We start from the raw sequence: 21,499 nt of genomic DNA on the forward strand, positions 1-21,499 counted from the left end.
AAAAACGGACTCCGCCATGCCTGTTGTTGAGTGGATGAGTTATGCAGGACTGGTCGACATCATTCGCTGATCAACCGCTGATAGGCCGCGGCATCCATCAGGCCATTGACTGAATTCAAGTCACGAATACGAATACGAAACAGCCATCCGTCACTGTACGGAGCATTATTGGCAAGGGTTGGGTCATCCTCGAGAGCCGCATTGGACTCGGTCACTACGCCGCTTACCGGAGTATAAATGTCGCTGGCAGACTTGACAGATTCGACTACGGCCAGCTCGTCGCCGGCCTCCACCTCACGCCCGGTACTCGGTAGTTCGATGTAGACCAGTTCGGTCATTTTTTCCTGAGCAAAGTCCGTAATTCCGATGGTAACCACACCGTCGCCCTCTTCACGTAACCACTCGTGCGACTCCGAGTATTTCAGGTTCTCGGGAACGTTCATCTTATTCTCCTGGTGCCTTCCCCGCTGCGGGGTGCAAGATCAGATCGGTGATCCGCCTACTATTCGGATCATTGATCTGCGACGAGTCTGATCTGTCTTGACACACTCTTCTGTCGGGAGCTGTGTAAAAACAGCAGGTTCCTGCATCGATTACGAATAACCCGTAAAGAGAATCCTAAACAAACGGCTTCTTTACCACCTGGCAGGGGAACTGTTTTCCTCGAATTTCCATCATCAATTCAGTTCCCAGGCTGTGATGTCCGGTCTGAATCCATACCAAAGCAATTCCGCACCCCAGAGACGGTGACACGCCACCACTGGTGACGTGTCCTACTGAGTGACCGCCGGAAAGGATTGAATAGCCTGTTCGCGGGGGTGGTGCCTTGCCGGTCTGGCGTGCGGCCACCAGACGGTACTGAACCCCAGTGACCTGCTGTTCTGTAAGAACTGATTTTCCGATGAACTCTGACTTCGACAAGTCGACTGCGAATCGAAGGCCGCACTCAATCGGTGTGCGTTCGGTCGTCAGATCGTTTCCGTTCAGCGGATAACATTTCTCCAGACGCAGAATGTCACGAGCACCCAGTCCGGCAGGTGTTGCCCCGGCATCAATCACTGCGTCCCACCAGAGACCCAGAAATTCGGATGTACAAAACAACTCGAAACCGTCCTCACCCGTGTAGCCAGTGCGACAAACAAGAAAGGTTCCGGCACTCCGCGGCAGGTCAAGTATTCCGAAGCGTTCCGGCAAAGGAACGGGGTTGGGTTCACCGGCTGCTCGCTGAATCGACGCGAACCATTCTGCCGAATCCGGGCCCTGCACCGCAATCCCGCCAAAATTGCGACTCGCATTCTCCAGCGAAACGTTCTTCGGCAGATGCTGAGCCAGCCAGTTGTAGTCTTCCTCGGTTTTGGACGCGTTAACAACCAGGAAGCACGTCGTAGCATCCAGACAATATACGATGAGATCGTCGATGATGCCGCCGGCATCGTTCAGGATCAGACTGTATTGTCCCTCCCCAGGATTCAGTGATGTGACCGAAGACGTAAGAATACTATCCAGCGCAGCGGCAGCGGCACCTTTCTCACCTGAACGCACGAAGATCTGGCCCATATGAGAGATATCAAAGACTCCCCCGGTGGACCGCACCGCGATCGCTTCCTGTTGAATTCCGACATATTGCACTGGTAAGTGCCAGCCGGCGAAGTCGACCATTCGTCCCTTCAGTTCAAGATGACGGTTGTTAAGCGGTGAAAGTGCAGGTTCAGACATTAATCTATCGTGTCCAGGTTAAAAGCTTTTGAATCGTCAACCCACAAGATCAGCAAGGGGCGACGGCCATCATGAGAGTATCAGCTTATTGCCCGTATGTTTCAAAATTTGTGTAGAATCGTTTCGTCCATCTGTTTCCATGCGGCCGGATCTCGTCAGGAGAGTTTTGGCTACTGCATTTGCTTCGGCACGTGGTCATACCGGAACAGGCGATGATGGACTTGAAGCCGCTTTCGAACGCCCGGCTTGACCATCCGCTATATCGGGGGGGCGATCGCAGAGCGAAGCTCACGCTGGCGAAGTGGGTTTTGCTTTTCCTCCTCATTCCTCGCTCGACACTTCTTGGCCATTTTTTGAATGGTCGAGTACCTTCGGTGTTATGTCCGGTTCACGCACATTTGGCTCAACGTTGCCCCGGACCGATGTCACTGAGATCTGCACGGTCAATCCAGAATCGGCGCGTCGCTCAGCTCTTGTTACCTCATACAGGATTTGCTTGGGGTCTGCACAGGTTCGCTTGACTTTATCCAATGTCATTTGCGCCGCTTCGTGTAAGGAACCCGAGCATCCAGCGCACGATGCGATCAGAAAAATGGCGGCATGAACAACAGGGCACTGAGTCGTTTATGCTGCCGCATCCTGTTTTTTCACCTTGAGTTTACCTTGGTTCTCGATGGACCTGACCTTTTCCTGTGTTCGGTCCTTCGGCAGCCATGCGGGCAGTTGAAGGGACGTCAGGTGTCATGACGATTGATTCCCGGATGCTGCCAACAGCTCATCACCAGCGTACATTGCTGGTGAACAGCAGGAGCAGCATGTGTAACGTCGATTGAGGAGATGTGCTGAAACCAGCAGCAGACCGCCCAAAGGTGTCCACCAGGTTGCCATGGCACTCAGGTTCCGGAAAGAACCATCGGTATTTGTCTCGAACGCTGCCGGAGTCGCTACGCCGGTCTCTGCCGGGGATTGACAGCAATCAAACGGACAGGCTTCGTCCTGCGGCGCACCTTGTGTAACCGATGATTCGTTCGCTTCCGTTTCCGCCGCTGCGGTGGCTGCAGCACAGCATTCGTCTGTGTGACCATATGCGGCCGAGGCAATGATTATCAGGCCGACTCCCGCTGTCATTCCTGGAAGCCATCGCCGGTGTGTCCGCCATCCGGGAACGAAAGCGATCAGAGCCAACAGCAGACAGGTGACGGTCATCCATTGATGAAACGATTCGTCAGCGAGGAAACTCAAGCCCAACGCTGGCAGATAGGCAATCAGAAACGGCATTGCCGCACAATGGACAGCGCATACTAAAGAGGCAGCGATTCCCAGAAAATCCCGCCAGGCAGAAGTGGGCTGTTCAGGCAATATTTCGGCGGAAGCAGCCTGCGACATTTCAGATTTCCTTTTTGCGCTCTCGTTGTTTCTCAGGGAAAATGCAGAGAACGTTCGTCCGTTTTCGAACGCCGTCAACACATTAATGCTCATGGCTCTGAGCTGGTACTTTCCACCGAGGGACTGGATCCTCGAATATCTTTCACTTGTTCCGATCGACTTTGAATTTTCCATCCGTCAGCAGGCGCTGATCGAACCTGTCCCGAAAAATGGCTTGGTTCAGGTCATTGACAATCAGAGTCACACGCAGTCCCTGGCGGTTGTTCAGGACATGATTCCGAAGAGTTGTTGTACCGGCCCCCGGAAACTCAGACAGCACAGCCACCGGGACCGGTTCAGAAATTTCCTCCCGGACCGGCAGCGACATCAGCACCGGTGAGACATCATAGTTCGATGCTGCCTGTTCCGAGGAACCCCGGTCAGGTAATTCGGCATGGCTGCTGTTCTTTGAATCAGTCATCTTGTTGCCCTGAGACGCTCAGCGCAGATTATTGTGTGCGGTCTGTGGTTGCACTCAGACACGGTTCTTTCAGAGATTAAATTGACCGGCTGAATATTTGGTCCATGCGGAGATTTTGGTTTGTTCAGTAGTAGTTGTCACGTCAATTCCAATGTTGAGGCTGGTCACCACAGAGTGGTTTATTTTCCGGTCGGCGATGAGCCGAATGATGCACCAGAGGTTACACGTCGGCTTGGGAACCAGGCCAGTGCTGTGCCCAGCGTCAGCACGACAGCCGAGACTGCCAGCCAGCACCACGGGAGGTGCTCTGCTTCAACCTGTCCGATATTCCACTTCGCCAGCAGTTCACGCGACTGGACAACGATCAGTAGTGTACTGTTGTGAATCACGTGAACAATGATTGACGGAATGGTGCTTCCGCTCTGCCAGGTAACCCAACCGAGCAATATTCCCATAAGCGTACTTGGAAGAACTCGCTCCGGGGCAGCCCCTCCCGCCAGAATGACATGGAACATGCCGAATGCAAAGGCAGAGCAAAAAATTGTCCCTACGCCACGGAGATGTTGTTTCAGCCCATTGAATAGAAAACCGCGAAAAAAACACTCTTCACAGATGCCCGGTACGACACCAAGACACACAACCACCACCCACAACGGGACGTTCTTCCAGCCTGCCAGCAGGCTGTCAATGTTCTCAATCTGTTCCGGATCGAATCCTCGAATTCCAATGCTTTGAGCAAAGACAACCAATTCAAAGATCCAGGGCCACACCGCCACTCCAAGAATCGGTGCTGCCAGCCACCAGGACCATGCCGGTTTCGTCAGACCGAGCCCATGTGAGCGCGAGACGCGTTGCCAGCCCAGCAGCAGACAGGGGACCACAACGAACAGTACGGTCGTGGTTATTGCAGACCATGTCAGACGAACCGTCGGTTGTGCTTCACCGCGGCCCAGAATACCGGAGACGATGAAGTGTCCGGGGAACAGCAAAGCCAGGGTCAACAGGGTCGAAGTCAGTGAAGGTAGCAGTGTTCGAAGTTTCGGTCGCCGCAGGAAGTCTCCCCAGCGACCTTGGCTTCCAACTGCGACCGCATCATTGCCAAACACCTGTGATGCCAGTGCCAGAGCTGATACTCCGTACAGAAGCGTTGAGATGACTGCGACGATGGCAGGAAGTCGCTGTGCTGTTCCTTCTAAAAAATCCCGGGACAGGAGCAGAATGTTTACCAGCGGTAAAGCAGCCGTTCCGCCGGCTAACTTCCAGCCAGGTATCAGGATGACCAGTCCCGGTGCAATTGACAGCAGCAGCAGGGGAATCAGGTAGGCCTGTGCTTCCTTAAAACTTCGGGCTGAACTGGTGAGCAACAGCAGTACTGCCGCATAAAACACAGCAAAAGCACCCAGTCCAAGAAACAGCTTTGCTGCCAGCGCAGCCGTGAAGCCACTTTCCCCCAACAAGGTTTTATCTAACTGCAGTGCGTAAAGCGTGACGCTCATGGCCACCAGATTTATGATCCCTGTTAGCAACGTCACGGTCACTACCGCAACATACTTCGCCGCCAGCAGGCGAAATCGCAGGACCGGCAACGCCATCAGTGTTTCCATCGTGTTTCGTTCACGCTCGCCGGCGGTCAGGTCGATTGCAGGATAGACACCTCCGGTCACAGTCATCAGCAGCAGGATCAGGGGCAGTAAACCCAAAACTGTCGAGGGTTCCTGTGCGGGCTCGAGCAATACACGGGATTGTTCGATCGGCACCGGCAATTTTTGGCCTTTCTCCTGGGCCCAGCCTTCGATCAACTCGATATTTGCTGCTGTCAGTCTTCTTGCGATATAGTCATACAGATCACGACTTCGTGAAGAGGATTTGTTTTGGAGTAGTTGTACCCGAGCCTGTTGTCTGCCGTTCGTGAAAGACTCTCCGAACTCAATGCGGACACCAAGATCGGCTGCAGAATCCGTGACGATGGAACCCAGATCAAAACCAGCAGGGTCTTCAGGTACCAACAACTGAACCTCGGGCCTCGGTTCGGAAGTCACTGAGGCCGCCGTCAGTACTCGATCTCCGGTGCTCAGCGTCTCCCGCAGCCACTGAGCCTCCGTCCTGGTGTTGACTGCCAGGTGGTACTCCAGTCGGGAATCAGTCGACTGCTGAAATGCGAGGAATCGCAGGCCCAAACCGAGCAGAGGATAAAGCAGCAGCGGCATCACCAGCAGCGTGACGATCGTGCGACGGTCGCGAAGCGTCTCCCGCAGTTCTTTTCGAGTGAACTCGATCTGTTGAACAACTGAGAAGAGAAATCGGTTTTCGGAATCCGAGTGAGGCATGCCGAGTTGTTCAGAGAGATTGTTTGTGCGATCACTCATGGCCTGCGCGCTTCCCTAAAGTTTTGGTTTTCGGAGGGGCTTCACGCATCAGGCGCAGAAATATCTCCACCAGAGATGGTTGTCCGGTTTTTGTTTTCAATTCATCGAGTGTTCCCTGGTACTTAAGTTTTGCTCGATACAGAAGGCCAAATCGATCGCAAAATCGTTCCGCTTCCTCGAGTTGATGAGTGCAGACAATAATTGCTTTGCCGGCTTCTCGAAGGACCTGAACAAAGTCGATAACCACCTTGGCACCAACAACATCCAGTCCGCGAGTGGGCTCGTCCAGCAGAACAACGGGCGGATCATGAACCAGGGCTCGGGCCAGATTGACCCGCTGTGCCTGCCCGGTACTCAAAGTTGCGCAGCGACGATCCAGGAAGTGACTGAGTTCCATGCGGTGCGACAGTTCATCGATACGCTGATGCGCCTTTTCTCTGTTCAAGCCGAAACCAAATGCGAAATACTGAAGCAATTCACGAGGCGTCAGCCACTGATACAGGCCGGCACTGGCTGATACGAGCCCGATCAGACGCTTCATCCTGAGCGGACCGGCAGAGACTTCGCAGTCTAGAATGGAAGCGTTTCCGCTGGTGGGTTCCAGCAGGCCGAGAATCATTCGCAGCGTGGTTGTCTTGCCCGCGCCGTTTGGACCCAGCAGTCCGTAAACTTCCCCCGGACCGACGGTGAGAGACAACCGATCGACTGCGACGACATCGTCACCAAAGACCTTTGTGAGTTGATTCAGTTCAATCATAGAGATGGGCCATTTAGGCTGTCCGTGGGCAGTTTCAGATTTCTATGCGAGCACATATGTCCTTTACGATCTGAAGATTGTCCTCAATTTGCAGGGATGCCTCACCGTATGAGATACCTTCCTTTCCGTGCATCGTCGCATCAACCGCCGCGAAGGCTTCAAACAGCTTGGCCACTGCCATCTGCACGGCATTTCGCTGCTCTTGTGTCGTCTTCGCATTTTTGATGAGTTCATGCATGTTCTTAAGAATGTGACCCATTTCGTGCAGAAGACCGTCAGCTGAAGTGGCATTGTTCGTGTGAAATGCCCGGCTGATCGCCTCATTCAACCCCACAATCACCTCGACGGCTTCCTGGAGTGTGTCCGGAGGCGATTCATCCGGAGCGTCGGGTTCAGATTCTTCGTGTCCGCGGTGTCCATGCCGGTGGTGATCACCGTCATCGGAGGGCGACTGAGCCAGTGAGACGGTGGTTGCAGAAGAGCAGCCATTCATGGTTGTCACAGCGACGGTGAGGCACAAAAGGATCAGGAAATGAGTTTCGGAGATTCCGTGCCTTTGTTTGATCAACATGATTCCGTTCCAGCAGGCGAAAGCGGGTATTTCGGGGTGTTTCCGGCGAGTCAACGGACAGGTGTTCTACGAACCTCGCTGTTAATGCGTTTGAAATGCATTTGCAAATAAGTTGCATATAAGGAATCTGGCGAGGTTTGGCAACACGCCACATGAGGCCTCCGTTTCCGCAGACCTTCCCGGGGGGTCGAACATTCGTTCCCCAACGACTGCGATATCGCCACTTTGGAGTTTTTTTTCCGAAACAGACAGTTCGGATCGACTTCACGACAGGCTGCTCCCGCAAACGGCTTCACTTTGATCAGAATGGTTTCGGCATCACTGTCCGGATAAATGGAGTTCTTCTCCGAGTTCGATACCTGCCCTGCGCACTCCATAGAGAAGCTGCTGTCCCGGATACGGTGTGAAGCTCCGGCCTTTAATTGTTAAGAACAAAAGAAAAACAGCTCACGGCAGTTACATGCAATTCGATTGCATGTACAGTTCGGGGGACGGGGGCATTCAAGACTGAATTGTGTGCCGTGGTTGAATCCACCATGCGATGCCAGTGTCCCTGTCTTGAGATCTTCATTTCTTTTGCTGAACGCTGAATTCCACGCCATCTGGTGTCCATATCATCCACAAAAATACGGGTTCCCGTAGCCACGTGCGTTGCACTGCTGCAGCTTGTTCTGCTGCCTGCGACGTCCGTCCTTCACAGGTGCGAGGTTCCATCCGGTTTTCACGCTGGGGCTTCCGGCGGATGTGGCGACGCATGCTGCTATCGAGGTCTTCGTAAAGACCGCCGGAATAGTGAGCAGCGGGAACGTCCCGGATGGCCTGATTCAGGGCAGTGCCAAATCTGCCATACACTTTTCGCTCCTGTTACTCCTCCTCCGGATGCTGACGAACTGAATTGTTCCGGAACGGTCACGGTTCTGCGCCAACGGCGCGTGATTTTACCCTGTGTGGCAGTGTCATACCGCTTTCCGAGTCGCGGACCGCCCCTTGGCTGATCAGCGCCGACGTCATTCCGTGCGTCCACTCAAACTGAAACTCGTCAGTTCGACGCTTACATGAGGCAAGTAACGCGCGCCTCCGCAGCGCAGGCCTTGTCCGCGTCTTTTTCGCCGTGTTTTTTGCATCGCGATGTGGACAGCAATCTGTTTCCGGCGGGGAACGTACGCCTGTCACATCATCCGGCTCGGACCGTTTCGGCCCTTTGCCGGCCGGCATCTCTTCGTCCAGTAACTTCATTAACGCTGTCAGGTAGGTAACCACCTGCGCTGGCGCGTCACCTCTTTGGCATAAACCAAAAATCTGTAAACAGGAAATAAATACGAAATGAAAGTTTCACCACAGAAACAAAGTGGGTTTACTCTGATTGAGCTTCTCGTCGTCATCGCTATCATCGCCGTCCTGATTTCGCTGTTATTGCCTGCAGTGCAGCAGGCCCGAGAAGCGGCACGCAGGGCCCGGTGTCGCAGCAATCTGAAGCAAATCGGGCTGGCTCTGCACAATTATCACGACGTTCACATGATGTTTCCCCCCGGTTGGGTGGGGGCCACTTTGTCTCCTTATCAGCAACACACGGGAATGGAAGATCCGGCGGTACCAACCAGCTTTCGCAATGGTTTCAGCTGGGCCACATTTATTCTTCCTATGCTGGATCAGGACACTCTCTATGCCTCACTGGATTTTTCCCGTCAGGTCAACGGCGGTTCGGGAAATCAGGCAGTAATCAAAACGTTTTTGGATGTTTACACGTGTCCTTCTGATTCCATACCCAATACTTTTCTGTTGAACGATGGAGTCAGCGACGTTGAGTTGGCGACCACAAATTACGCAGCTGTCTTTGGGACACGCGAACTGGAAGAGTGTGAAATCAACGGCGCCCCCGGTCACGTGACTGCGGGTCAGCAATGTACATCAGACGGCATGTTCTTTCACAATAGTGCAATCAAAATTGGTGGTGTCACCGATGGCACAAGCAACACGATCATGGTGGGAGAGCGCACAACATTCGTGGAACCGGGTGAGGACGATTTTTACGGTGCCTGGGCAGGGATTATTACCGGCACCGAAGAGGCGGCGGCCCGATTTATGGGAATTGCTGATCACGTGCCCAACGAGCTGGTACATCCGGAAGACTTTGCAAGTAACCACCCTGGCGGTGCACACTTTGTTCTCGGCGACGGTTCGGTTCACTTCATGAGCGAAAACATGGATGAAGGTGTGTTTCAATCGCTGGCGACTCGGACAGGTGGTGAAATCGTTGGTGAATTCTGACACCGGCCAGGTCTGCTTGCGGGGACAATTCCGGATCAGAACCGATGGCAACTTCTGCAATCTTTGAGCTGCGTCATTGTTACTAACGTTTCCGGTGTTTCTGGAAAAAATTTCGCCTGACTTGTTTTTTCCTCATGTGCCCTGCCCTCGATCGCAGATTCTGCTGTGGTCGAGGGCGTTCTGTTTTTCTGGTTCCGAAATCTTCACAGCCTGTCTGGGCACCGGCTGTCGGAAAGTCCATGCCATTGTAAATACCAGAGGCCCGGAGTATTCTCAGGGCAGAATGGAGTCTGGGTTCAGTCCTGCAGTGGATGGTGCTGTTTTATCAAAACCGGTCTTTTGAATATGCATGAGCATACTCATCAGCTGACTCTTGGCCTCGGCGCACTGCATGCACTTGAACCAGGACATGGCAAGACCGCGATGCTGGTCTATCTGTCTGGTGAAAGACGAAGTTTGCTGCATCCGCTGGTGATGGGATTATCCAGCGCAGTTGCTCACAGTGTTTCATTAATTGGAATCGCTGCTTCCGTTCATTTGACGCATCATCTCATCACCGGTGACCATGGCCATCATGACCAGTTGGTGACTCGCAGCATGCAGTGGATCAGTGCCGCATTGGTCACGACTGTTGGTCTGTGGATGGCGGCGGCAGCATGGAGGACCCGGCCCGCTCGATGCGGGTGCAGATCCGCCCCACACGAATGTGGTGGCGATACTTTCGCCGTCAAAGCCACCGCGAAAACGAGTTATTCGATGAGTGCGCTACTGGGGGTTGCGTTTGGTCTTTTACCATGCCCCTCTGCCATGGCCGCTTACTTCACGAGCATTTCGTCCGGTTCTCCTGTTGCTGCGTACGGTGTGATAGGTCTGTTTGCAGCTGGGATTGCTTCTTCTTTGACACTCGTCGGTATACTGATTCAGGTCTTTGGGGGTCGTCTGTTGGAATCGGAGTCTTGGCTCTCCCGATTACCATGGCAGCCGATTCGCGCCGGATTGATTCTCTCTGTCGGAATATTTTACACGTGGCAGCTGGTTAGCTAGAGGCTGTGTGGCAGCTTCCGAGTGAGAGATTTCCCTGAAGTTCAAAGGAATGTGTCAGGAGGGTCGCCGTTACGGAGGGGGCAAACTGCTCAGCGGGAAAAAAAACTCACAAGTACGGTGTTTCCCCGCCACTCGTTACGTTTCTGAAGTCGGTCAGGCCGACAGGACGGTATCATTTGTGTCCATGGAACGATCCGGAGTTTCCGCTCCACTGCACTTGAAGCGACCATGCGTTTACGATAGACAAAGATTAGCCACGTGGACAGGAGGCCCGGAGGCCAGAATAATGGAGTGTCGCTGTGTCCATCAATGTCTCAACTTTCACTCTGTCGGAGCTGATGAAGCCGAAATCTGATACAGCTGAAGTCAAAGAAACGATCCGGTCAGTCGGCCTTCGCGCCACACCGGCTCGAGTGGCAACGCTCATCCTGATTCGGGACATGAGTGCTCCCATGACACATGCGGAAGTTGCTTCTCGACTTAGTGAGAGCGGTGTTGACAAGGCCACTGCGTTTCGAAACCTCAACGACCTGGCGGATGCCGGTTTGCTGCGTCGTGCTGAATTAGGTGATCACGTTTATCGGTTCGAGGAAGTGAGAAGTGACGAGCACGGTCATGATCCTCATCCACATTTTTTGTGTGTGACATGTGGTGTGGTGACATGCCTCGACAGCGTGCGACTGACGGTGGGAAGTCAGCGAGCCAGCGAGGAAGTTGGTGAAGTCAACGAGATACTTCTTCGCGGTTGTTGTAACGACTGCAAACAGGACTGATACGGTAGAAAAGTGGGCGATCAGGGACCCGGCGTCAGCACGGGTGGTCTCCGGTTCGTATCGAATGGCATTTTGTTGACACCAGGAGGATTCAGGCTGCGACCGATTTCGGTGACAGTGACATTGCTGGAAGCAGGCTCAAACGGTTGATTCATGGCGGTGTCTTTCCTGGATTCCGTCATATGTTCCCAATGGGCGACTTATTCGCAATTCCGCCGGAAGTGTCAACTCACTTGATCGCGCCGGTGACTATTGTGAGCACCTGCACGGCTCTATAATTGCGAACTGCCCTATTGTCGGGGCTCGCTAAACAGCCCTGATTCACTGAATCTGATCTGCTCGAATCGGACATATTTTCGGACGTCAACCGTGTACAGAACTCACACCTGCGGCGAGCTTCGTCGTGATCATGTCGACCAGTCCACCACTCTCTGTGGGTGGGTCCATAGTTATCGGGATCACGGTGAAAACCTTGTTTTTGTCGACCTTCGTGACCGCTACGGAAAGACTCAGGTCGTTTTTAATACTGAAGAAGACAGTCAGATCGATTCCATCGCCCGGAAGCTGCGCCGTGAGGACGTCATCCGGATTCGCGGTGAAGTTCGCTATCGCGGAGACGATTTGATTAATCCGAAACTCTCTACCGGAGAAATCGAAGTTCGCGCGCACGAACTCACCGTGTTCAGCAGCAGCAAAACTCCACCCTTTGAGCTCGACGGAATTGAACTCCCCAATGAAGAAATGCGACTGAAGCATCGATTTGTCGATCTGCGTCGGGAATCACTTCAAAAGAACATCATTGTTCGACACAAAATGAGTCAGGCGGTACGTGAGTACTTCAACAACCTTGACTTTCTTGAAGTTGAAACTCCGATGCTGGGTCGCAGTACTCCGGAAGGTGCTCGAGACTATCTTGTTCCCAGCCGTGTCCATCAAGGGAGCTTCTATGCACTGCCGCAGTCACCACAAATCTATAAGCAGATTCTGATGGTTTCCGGTTTTGACCGTTACTATCAGATTGCCCGCTGTTTTCGAGACGAAGACCTGCGAGCCGATCGTCAGCCTGAGTTTACCCAAATCGATGTCGAAATGTCCTTTGTCGATCGTGACGACATTCTGTCGCTCATCGACGGTCTCGTTTCCACTGTCGTTAAACAGGTCAAAGACATCGACCTGCCAACTCCGCTGCCGCGTTTTACGTATGCCGATGTCATGGAACGATACGGCTCTGATAAACCGGATCTGCGTTTTGGTATGGAACTGATCGATGTGGGCGAGGCAGCTGCCGCGAGCAGTTTCGGTGTGTTCAAGTCCGTCATTGAAGGTGGTGGCCGCGTTCGTGGTATCAACGCAAAGGGTGCCGCCGATAAATACAGCCGCCGACTGCTGGACAAAGAGCTCAAAGATTTTGTGGGTGAGCATGGCGCCAGGGGACTGGCTTATATGAAGGTGGCTGACGGCAAACTGGAATCAACGATTGCCAAGTTCTTCGAACCGGAGCAGCAGCAGGAAATCATTCGGCTTATGAATGGTGAAGATGGTGACCTGTTGCTGTTCGTGGCAGACCAACCGGCTGTAACTTCAGCGGCGCTGTCCGCGTTACGAAACCGCCTGGGTCGTGAACTGGAACTTTACGATCCGGACGAGTTCAACGCACTGTGGGTCGTCGACTTTCCTATGGTAACGTGGAACGAAGAGGCAAATCGATACGACGCTGAACACCATCCGTTCTGTCAGCCCAACAGCGAGGATCTTGAGTATTTCAGTTCAGACCCCGGCAAAGTTCGGGCTGACTCCTACGACCTTGTCGTCAACGGCAACGAAGCTGCCAGCGGCAGTGTTCGTATCCATGACGCGAAGGTACAGCAACAGATCTTTGACCTGCTGAACATCTCTCCGGACGAAGCGGAATCGAGATTCGGATTCCTTCTGGAGGCATTGCGGTATGGAGCACCGCCTCATGCAGGAATTGCTCTGGGACTGGACCGCTGGGTGATGATTCTGACAGGGGACGACAATATCCGCGATGTCATTGCTTTCCCGAAAACCCAGCGAGCATCGGACCTGCTGTCGGGAGCCCCGGCAACAGTAGACGATCACCAGTTGCGTGATCTAAAAATTACTGTTGAAGAAATCGAAGATTAGCAGTTTGTGAAGCCGACAATCGAGTTTGCACTTTTAACACCGAACTGGAAGACACTCACGGGATTCACCGTCCGGCAATGGCCGTGTCTTCCAGTTCGGTGTTAAAGGATTAGTCGGCTGTTCATCGGCAGGACGCAATCAATGTCCGAACCCCTGACGACGGCTCAGCAGGCGGCCGTAAACCATTTTGAGGGACCACTGCTGGTTCTTGCCGGCCCAGGTTCCGGCAAGACACGTGTTATCACACATCGTATCGCCCGATTGATCGAACGCGGTGTGCCGGCCGACTCAATTCTTGCTTTGACCTTCACCAACAAAGCGGCTCGGGAAATGGCTTCACGGGTTGACGCTTTGGTGCACGGCCACCGGGTTCTGGTCAGCACCTTTCATCGGTTCTGTTCCCGCATGTTGCGTACATGGCCCGAAGAAGCTGGACTCAGGGCCAATTTCAGTATTCTCGACAGTAAGGACCAGGTTCAACTCGTCCGACGCCTTATGAAAGACGCTGGCTATGACACTGTTCATTTTGAACCGAGAAAAATTCTGAATCGCATCAGTCGTGCCCGCAACGATCTTGTAACGGCAGAAACCTTCCGACGTCGTTTCGAAGAGCGTGTCGGTGACCCGCTGGATGCCGTTGTCAGCGACGTGTTTCCGCAATACGAACAGCAGCTGCTGAGTCAGAACGCGGTCGACTTCGACACGCTGTTGCTGCATGTCGTCGACATCCTGGCAAGTACGCCGGAGCGTCGCGAGTATCTCGACAGCCGGTTTCGCTTTGTCCTTGTTGATGAGTACCAGGACACCAACCAGGCTCAGTACCGGATTCTTACAGGTCTGTCCCAACTCTTTCCCAATCTCTGTGCAACGGGTGATCCCGACCAGTCGATCTACGGCTGGCGAGGTGCCCGGCCGGACAATATAGCTCACTTTGAACGTGATTTTGATGGTGTCAAGATCGTACAACTGGACGAGAACTTCAGAAGCACGGCGTCCATTGTCGACTGCGCCGATCAATTGATTTCGTACAACAACCGCCGACATCCACGAAAACTAACCACTCCCAACGCACAGGGACAACCGGTCAAATTGCGTCAGTTTGCCAATAGCGAAGCCGAATCTGACGCGATTGCGACAGAAATCGCGGAAGCTGTTCGAGAACATGGTCATACCTATGCAGACTTCGCTGTCTTCTATCGTGTCAACGCATTGTCTCGACCCGTTGAAACGGCGTTTTCCCGACATGGGATTCCGTTTCAGGTCGCCGCTGGATTCTCATTTTATGAGCGGGCGGAAATTCGGGACCTGATCGGTTACCTGAGAGTCATCGAAAATCCAGCCGACGAAACAGCCTTGATACGCGTTATCAATCGCCCGGCCCGGGGAATTGGAGACAGAACACTGCTGAAGTTGCGCAATTTCGCCGCAAAACATTCGATCAGCATGTTTGAAGCCGCCTGTCGCTGCGACGAAGTTCCAATGCTCACTGGTCGTACTCAAAAACCTCTCAGGGCTTTTTCAGATCTGATCGAGCGACTGCACGAACAGTCCGCTCAGAAATCCGTATCCTCGCTCATCGAGCAGTTGCTGGCAGAAACTGACTATCAGTCGCTCTGGCGAGATCACGACAACGAGATTGATCAGGACCGCGCTGCCAACATTCATGAACTCATCAGTGCCGCCCGACAATATGAGCAACTGACGGAAGAGGAGGATGCGGGTGGCCCGTCGCTGCAGGGTTTCCTGGAACTGGCTAGTCTTACCAGCGAGGTCGACAATGTGGATCAGTCTCGCGGCGCCGTCACACTCATGACGATGCACGCCGCCAAAGGACTGGAATTTCCGGTGGTGTACCTTATGGGGCTTGAGAGTGGTCTGATTCCTCATGAACGGGCGATCAACGACGGTGATCCTGCCAGCTACGAAGAAGAACGTCGGCTGTTATTTGTGGCGGTGACCCGGGCTCAAAAGGAACTCCACCTGACTCAAACGCTCGAACGGACCTTTCGAGGACAGCGGCGAGCAACAATCTCGAGCCTGTTCACTCAGGAAATGCCGCTGGAATTTGACCAGGAGATTCCGGAAGCACGTCCATTGACCGCAACAGAATTGGATGAACGATTGCAGCAGGCCCGGCAGCGCTACGAAAATTCGTACAATTCTTCCGGGATTTCCGCAATCATGTCCGGGTCTGAACTGCTCAAACAACGCGAGAGTTCAGGGGGGGCAACCGACGCAACATCACTGTTTCGTGTTGGTGCCAAAGTACGGCACCCGCAATACGGACGCGGTACAATTGTCAGTGCCACCGGCGGGACCAGTCGATCGACTGTGACAGTCCATTTTGAATCCAGTGATCTCCAGCAAACATTTGTCACCGGCAGATGCCCGCTGCAGCCGATTGGCTGAGACTGAACCATTGGATGCCGTGTTGTAATGTCGAATGACGGTCAGGCTGGACGCCCCGGAAGGAAACCGACGCCCCACATCAGGCACCTTCGGGGCGGGACCCCCATTCGACACAATTCCGAACAGAATTTTGTCCGTCCTGCAGGGAAACAGCCCTGATGATTGCAGTCAGATTCTGATTCATTCGCTGAATCAGTGTCTGCTGACCATCTGCATGTTCGCACAGATCGACAAGCACAACCGGCACCAGGCTTTGTCCGTTCAGGTCATCGCGCAGTGTCGCAAGTGTGGATCGCAAAAATACGACTGTTGGCTCGTACTCAGCAATCGCTGTTTGAATTGACGCATGATCTTCGTCTGACAAAAGCCCTGTCGACGGAAGATGAATGTATTTCAAATTCCAGCCCAGTCGTTTCGTCAAATACTGATAAACCGGCGCATCACCAACAACGGTGACAGCAGTATCCGAAGTCACAGTTGCCAATTCCTCCAGTCGATCATCCAGTCGTCGAAAATCTTCAGCGAGTCTGTCGGCGACCTTACGAATGTTTGCTTGGGAGTCCGGAAGGACGCTCAGCAGTACGTCGCTGGTCTGGTACAACTGTGATGTTGCCAGTTGTGGGTCGAGCCAGGTGGCCCACACCACACCCGGGTGAGAATGATCTCCGTCCGGACCGTGTTGATGAATCACGGCATCGGGAATCCGCACAAATTGATCGTAAAAACCCTGAGATGTATCGATCAGCCGAGATCGAGGAACAGTCACTCGCTGCAGCCACGGTTCATAGTCGGCTCCGCTGATGAGAATTCTGGTTGCCTGCTGCATCCTGCGTACAGCATCGGAATCCGGTTTCCAGTCCGGTGACGTGGTGCTGCGACTGACCACAAGTTCAACATCCGCCGCGTCACCCGCCATTTCCTCTGCCATGGCCAGCAGAGGATAACTGGTCACGGCAATCTTAACCCTCCGGGAAACAGTGTCTTCCTGATGTTCGACTGTCTGATCACATCCGAGAAACAACCAAGTTATGACGAACAGGAGGGTGACCGGATTCGCGAAAGGTTGCCAGCCGGAGAGTGTGGTCGCGATGGGGTTTCGAAAGTCTTTCCGTACGAAACCACAGGGATTCCGGGATAATCCGGATTCCTCCGCCCGCCGTACGGCCGATGTGGTGAAATCCGCGTACAGTTGCACCTGCCTACGCACGATGTTGCGCCAAAAGTTCTGCGATCTGTACGGCATTCGTTGCGGCTCCCTTTCTGAGATTGTCCGACACACACCAGAACGCCAAACCATTTGGATGGGACAAGTCCCGCCGGATTCGACCTACAAACACATCGTCACTGCCGCTGCAGGCTGAAGGGAGAGGATACTGACCGCTGGAGACGTCATCGATGACCGTCACTCCAGGAGTTGCGGCAAACAGTTTCCTTGCTTCATCAACACTCACCGGGCGTTTGGTTTCGACAAGGATGCTTTCACTGTGACAGTTCATGACAGGAACCCGCACACAGGTGGGGCAGACCTGCAGTGACTCATCCCCAAAAATCTTACGGGTTTCATATACCATTTTTAGTTCTTCACTGGTGTAGCCTGCTTCCTTTTCGCTCCCAATCTGGGGAATCGCGTTGAAGGCAATCGGGTGTGAAAACACCTGGTACTCATAGTCTTTGCCGTCCAGTGCCGCCTGGGTTCCTTCGGTCAGATCTGTTGTTCCCTGGAGTCCTGCACCACTGGTGGCCTGGTAGGTACTGACGATTACCCGATCAATTCCGGTTGCGTCATACAGCGGTTTCATTGCCAGGACCATTTGAGTCGTGGAACAGTTAGGACTGGCGATGATTCCCCGGGCGTCAAGTGCTGCCTGTGGATTGATTTCCGGCACGACCAGTGCGACTTCCGGATCCATTCGCCAGTATCCGGATTCATCAATGACTTTCGCGCCGGCCTCAACAGCGGACGGCAGGAATTCCGCAGCTGTCTCATCGGGCGTACTCGCAATGACCAGATCAACATCGGCAAAACTGTCGTGAGTCAGTTGTTCGATAATGATCTCCTGCCCGGCAATACGGATCTTACGGCCTGCACTTCGAGCGGATGCCAGCAATCGATATTTCTTTGCCGGAAATGATCGTTGTTCCAGCAACTCCAGGATGATGCTGCCGACTGCTCCGGTGGCTCCAATAACTGCAACAGTGTCGAACACGTTGATTCCTCATTCATTTGTTGGGGTGAGCCGCGTTCCGTGGCGGTGTCAGCAGTGAATTGTGCGGCCACACAGCTGACATAATTTTTCCTGTACACGTCCAAAATAGCGGCTGTTGGCAAACTGCAGAATCCGCAATTTGCGATTCCGCAGCATTCACTGCGATTCGTCATACAGTTTATGCTCTGTGAGAAAGACCTCGACAGACCGAGGCGTAAGAAATCGCAGTCCTCGTCCGTCTCGTACACGATTTCGCAGATCTGTTCCTGAGATGTCCGTTCCCGGCATCGAAAGCAGGCGGATTCGTGACGTATCCAGCTCTCCGGTCAGTCTCTGGATCCCGTCGGGTTCCGGCAGCGTGTGCCCAGGGCGATTGACGGCCAATACCATGGACAACTGCAGAATTCTGTCGGGTTTATGCCATGTTGGAAAATCTTTGAGTGAATCTGCACCCATCAGAAAGAACAGTTTCGAGTTTTGCACTTCCTGCCCGATTTCTTCAAGCGTATCAAACGTGAATGACGGCCCTGACCGTCGAATTTCTCGTCGATCCACTGTGAACTCGGGGTAACCGGAAACGGCCAGTTTCACCATGTCAGCTCTTGCGTGACCGTCGGAGATCCCGGTAGTTTTGTGAGGCGGATTTCCTGCCGGTACGAAGCGGACTTCGTCGAGCGCCAGTTCCTGTCGGCAGGTTTCTGCCAGCATCAGGTGACCGTAATGAATCGGATCAAATGTTCCGCCGAAGATCCCAATTTTCATAAAATTGTCCGATATGCTGTCAGGCTCAGGGTGAACTGTGACCATCCCGGCGGCCTTCAGCCGGAACACAACCCAATGTAGGATAAGCCCGCGGCATCCATGACGTTGACTGATGCGGGCATTGTTCGCTTTTGCTGGAGCTACGTTAGTCGCAATGAGGTACTTTCACCATTCCTGGAATTTTATCCCAAATGCCTGAGGCCGACGACCAACGTTTCGAACTGTCCAGTGAATTTGCTCCGGCCGGCGACCAGCCAAAAGCCATCGAAAGCCTGGTGCGCGGAATTCGGAACGGCCGAAAAACCCAGGTGCTGCTGGGTGTAACCGGTTCCGGTAAAACGTTCACAATGGCGAATGTCATCCAGCAGTTGCAGAAGCCTACGCTGGTCCTGTCTCACAACAAGACTCTGGCCGCGCAACTGTACTCGGAATTTCGTGAATTCTTTCCGAACAATGCGGTTACTTATTTCGTCAGCTACTACGACTATTATCAGCCGGAAGCCTACATCCCGCAGCGCGACATCTACATCGAAAAAGACGCTTCAATCAACGAAGAAATTGACCGTTTAAGGTTGCTGGCCACGAGTGCACTGGTCAGCCGCAAAGACGTGATTGTGGTGTCAACCGTAAGCTGCATTTACGGGCTGGGCTCACCTAAAGATTATCTGAATATGATGATTCCACTGCATGTGGGCCAGCAGGTTGACCGTGACGCTTTGCTGTTGAAACTCATCGATATCCAGTACGACCGCAACGACTATGATCCCGGACGGGCAAAATTTCGAGTCCGCGGTGACGTGATTGAAGTGTGGCCGGCGTATGAAGAGTTTGCCTGCCGGATTGAGTTATGGGGTGATGAAGTTGAGAAACTGAGCATGATCGACCCGGTCAGCGGACGGGAATCGCAGTCACTCAGGGACCTGTACATCTACCCGGCCAAACACTTTGTCCTGCCTCGCGAACGCATCGACTCCGCCCTGGAGGAGATTGAGAAGGAACTCAACGAGTCGCTGGAACAGTTCCGCCGGGAAGGCCGGCTGCTGGAGGCTCAGCGTCTGGCGGCTCGCACGCGTTATGATATGGAACTCATGAAAGAAACAGGTTTTTGTCCTGGGATCGAAAATTACAGCCGGGCCCTGGCAGGTCGCAAACCCGGCGAACCACCGTATACGCTGTATGACTTCTTCCCCGATGACTTTCTGATGTTTGTGGACGAATCACATTCAACGATTCCTCAGATTCGGGCGATGCATGCCGGTGACAATGCCCGCAAAACGACTCTGGTGGAACATGGGTTCCGGATCCCCATGGCCAAAGACAACCGACCGCTGCAGTTTGATGAATGGGACGCCCGTCGAAATGACCTTGTCCTGGTATCAGCCACCCCGGCCGACTGGGAACTTGAACAAACAGACGGTGAAGTTGTTGAACAGGTCATTCGCCCCACCGGGTTGGTCGATCCTGTCATTCGAGTCGAACCGGCGCGTGGACAGGTGCCTCATTTGCTGGACGCTATTCGCACGCGATCGGAATCCGGTGAACGCGTGCTGGTAACGACACTCACGAAACGGCTTGCCGAGGATCTGGCTGGTTACATGACGGAACAACGGATTCGTTGTGCCTGGCTGCACTCTGAATTGGGTGCCCTGGAACGTGTGGAAGTCCTGAGAGGACTGCGGGAAGGCAGGTACGAAGCAGTCGTGGGTGTCAATCTTCTGCGCGAAGGGCTCGATTTGCCGGAGGTTTCACTGGTCGCGATTCTCGACGCCGATAAGGAAGGATTTCTCCGAAGCGAAACCAGCCTGATTCAAACGATTGGCCGGTCAGCCAGAAACGTGAATGCGGAAGTGATTCTGTACGCAGACAGAGTTACGGACAGCATGCAGCGCGCAATCGACGAAACAAATCGACGTCGCGTCATCCAGGAGGCATACAACGAAGCACACGGCATCACACCGGAGACAATTCAAAAAGCCATCCGCCGGGGCATTGAAGACGAAATCGCAGCAAGGAAAGTGGAACGAGAATCAGCCGGCATATCAACGGAAGAGCAGTTTGTCACAGAGGAATTCATTCGCGAGCTGGAAACTGAAATGTTGACCGCTGCGGAACAGCTGGATTTTGAACGAGCGGCCAGGCTGCGAGATCGAATTCACGAATTGAAAGGAAAAACGGGTCAGCCGCTGCCGGAAGAATCGTCCTCACCGGGCTTTGCCAGAAAAGGAAACCGCCGAGGCAAAAAGCGTCGCTCACGGTAAACATCGATTGATTCCGGGTACCGATCGGACTCTTCAACCGGTCAGTGCCGGACGAGCTCTCAGTGTTTTCCAAACTGGCAGTGAGTGTACCACCAGAGTGTGATGTGAGACGACGGATCTGCGGGAATCGTGCAAATGGCTCTTCCCAACTTCACCAATCCACGTCACTGGAACATGGGTGCTGGTGAAATTGAATCTGACGCTTCGCATCCCGTCACGATGCAGTGCCCTCGTGGAAACGTCACATGACGGGTCACCGAATGCAACAGGATTGCTGTGCAGAGTCTTTCCCGGAAATCCGCCGATGATGAAACCAAATTCGCAACGAAAACAGAAAAGAACAGCTGATGGCTGCTGTCGATATCAATCTGCCAAAT

The 21,499-nt window shown here is 53.5% G+C and carries 17 protein-coding genes; 6 read left to right on the forward strand and 11 right to left on the reverse strand.

Annotated elements, in window-relative coordinates; all coding sequences use genetic code 11:
* Positions 1-59: 59 nt before the first annotated feature.
* The 8 genes from gcvH to MK110_00875 all read right to left on the reverse strand — a co-directional run bounded on the left by gcvH (position 60) and on the right by MK110_00875 (position 8,108).
* Positions 60-443: a glycine cleavage system protein GcvH gene (gcvH, locus tag MK110_00840; GenBank protein MCH2209818.1), complete on the reverse strand. Its 384-nt coding sequence runs from the start codon at positions 441-443 to the stop codon at positions 60-62.
* A gap of 175 nt (positions 444-618) precedes the next feature.
* Positions 619-1,716, reverse strand: coding sequence for a glycine cleavage system aminomethyltransferase GcvT (gcvT, locus tag MK110_00845; protein ID MCH2209819.1), 1,098 nt, complete (start codon positions 1,714-1,716; stop codon positions 619-621).
* Between the two features lie 741 nt (positions 1,717-2,457).
* Entirely contained in the window at positions 2,458-3,102 is a 645-nt protein-coding gene (locus MK110_00850) for a MerC domain-containing protein (protein MCH2209820.1), read from the reverse strand.
* Between the two features lie 142 nt (positions 3,103-3,244).
* On the reverse strand, positions 3,245-3,562 hold the full coding sequence (locus tag MK110_00855; protein ID MCH2209821.1) for a hypothetical protein: 318 nt from the start codon (positions 3,560-3,562) through the stop codon (positions 3,245-3,247).
* Between the two features lie 179 nt (positions 3,563-3,741).
* The gene (locus MK110_00860) at positions 3,742-5,928 is read right to left on the reverse strand and encodes an ABC transporter permease subunit (protein ID MCH2209822.1); all 2,187 of its coding nucleotides are present in this window, start codon (positions 5,926-5,928) and stop codon (positions 3,742-3,744) included.
* Complete coding sequence (locus MK110_00865; protein ID MCH2209823.1) at positions 5,921-6,685, reverse strand: ATP-binding cassette domain-containing protein; 765 nt, start codon at positions 6,683-6,685, stop codon at positions 5,921-5,923. Before MK110_00865 ends, MK110_00860 begins: the two co-directional genes overlap by 8 nt.
* 34 nt (positions 6,686-6,719) lie before the next feature.
* Positions 6,720-7,256 carry a hypothetical protein gene (locus tag MK110_00870; GenBank protein MCH2209824.1) on the reverse strand — a complete coding sequence of 179 codons (537 nt, stop codon included), beginning with the start codon at positions 7,254-7,256 and terminating at the stop codon, positions 6,720-6,722.
* A 567-nt stretch (positions 7,257-7,823) separates the two neighbouring features.
* Entirely contained in the window at positions 7,824-8,108 is a 285-nt protein-coding gene (locus MK110_00875) for a hypothetical protein (protein ID MCH2209825.1), read from the reverse strand.
* Between the two features lie 471 nt (positions 8,109-8,579).
* Between MK110_00875 and MK110_00880 the strand changes: the two genes are divergently transcribed.
* From MK110_00880 to MK110_00900, 5 genes are all read left to right on the forward strand, one after another.
* Positions 8,580-9,524, forward strand: a complete 945-nt coding sequence (locus MK110_00880) for a DUF1559 domain-containing protein (GenBank protein ID MCH2209826.1) — start codon at positions 8,580-8,582, stop codon at positions 9,522-9,524.
* Between the two features lie 345 nt (positions 9,525-9,869).
* A complete protein-coding gene (locus MK110_00885; GenBank protein MCH2209827.1) occupies positions 9,870-10,568 on the forward strand; it encodes a sulfite exporter TauE/SafE family protein in 699 nt (232 codons plus the stop codon).
* A 299-nt stretch (positions 10,569-10,867) separates the two neighbouring features.
* Positions 10,868-11,341 carry a transcriptional repressor gene (locus MK110_00890; GenBank protein MCH2209828.1) on the forward strand — a complete coding sequence of 158 codons (474 nt, stop codon included), beginning with the start codon at positions 10,868-10,870 and terminating at the stop codon, positions 11,339-11,341.
* A 369-nt stretch (positions 11,342-11,710) separates the two neighbouring features.
* On the forward strand, positions 11,711-13,486 hold the full coding sequence (aspS, locus tag MK110_00895) for an aspartate--tRNA ligase (protein MCH2209829.1): 1,776 nt from the start codon (positions 11,711-11,713) through the stop codon (positions 13,484-13,486).
* Positions 13,487-13,627: 141 nt separating this feature from the next.
* Positions 13,628-15,895 (forward strand): UvrD-helicase domain-containing protein, encoded by a 2,268-nt coding sequence (locus MK110_00900; protein MCH2209830.1) that lies wholly within the window; start codon positions 13,628-13,630, stop codon positions 15,893-15,895.
* 79 nt (positions 15,896-15,974) lie between these two features.
* Here the strand turns inward: MK110_00900 and MK110_00905 are convergent, their stop codons facing one another.
* The 3 genes from MK110_00905 to nadD all read right to left on the reverse strand — a co-directional run bounded on the left by MK110_00905 (position 15,975) and on the right by nadD (position 18,864).
* The gene (locus MK110_00905) at positions 15,975-17,102 is read right to left on the reverse strand and encodes a metal ABC transporter substrate-binding protein (protein ID MCH2209831.1); all 1,128 of its coding nucleotides are present in this window, start codon (positions 17,100-17,102) and stop codon (positions 15,975-15,977) included.
* Positions 17,095-18,102, reverse strand: coding sequence for an aspartate-semialdehyde dehydrogenase (locus tag MK110_00910; GenBank protein ID MCH2209832.1), 1,008 nt, complete (start codon positions 18,100-18,102; stop codon positions 17,095-17,097). The genes MK110_00905 and MK110_00910 overlap by 8 nt, the downstream gene beginning before the upstream one ends.
* A gap of 156 nt (positions 18,103-18,258) precedes the next feature.
* Positions 18,259-18,864: a nicotinate-nucleotide adenylyltransferase gene (nadD, locus tag MK110_00915; GenBank protein MCH2209833.1), complete on the reverse strand. Its 606-nt coding sequence runs from the start codon at positions 18,862-18,864 to the stop codon at positions 18,259-18,261.
* Between the two features lie 191 nt (positions 18,865-19,055).
* On the opposite strand from nadD, the gene uvrB reads away from it, so the two are divergent.
* Positions 19,056-21,122: an excinuclease ABC subunit UvrB gene (gene uvrB / locus MK110_00920; GenBank protein ID MCH2209834.1), complete on the forward strand. Its 2,067-nt coding sequence runs from the start codon at positions 19,056-19,058 to the stop codon at positions 21,120-21,122.
* Positions 21,123-21,499: the final 377 nt, after the last annotated feature.

The organism is Fuerstiella sp., assembly GCA_022447225.1.
Classification (GTDB): Bacteria; Planctomycetota; Planctomycetia; order Planctomycetales; family Planctomycetaceae; genus S139-18.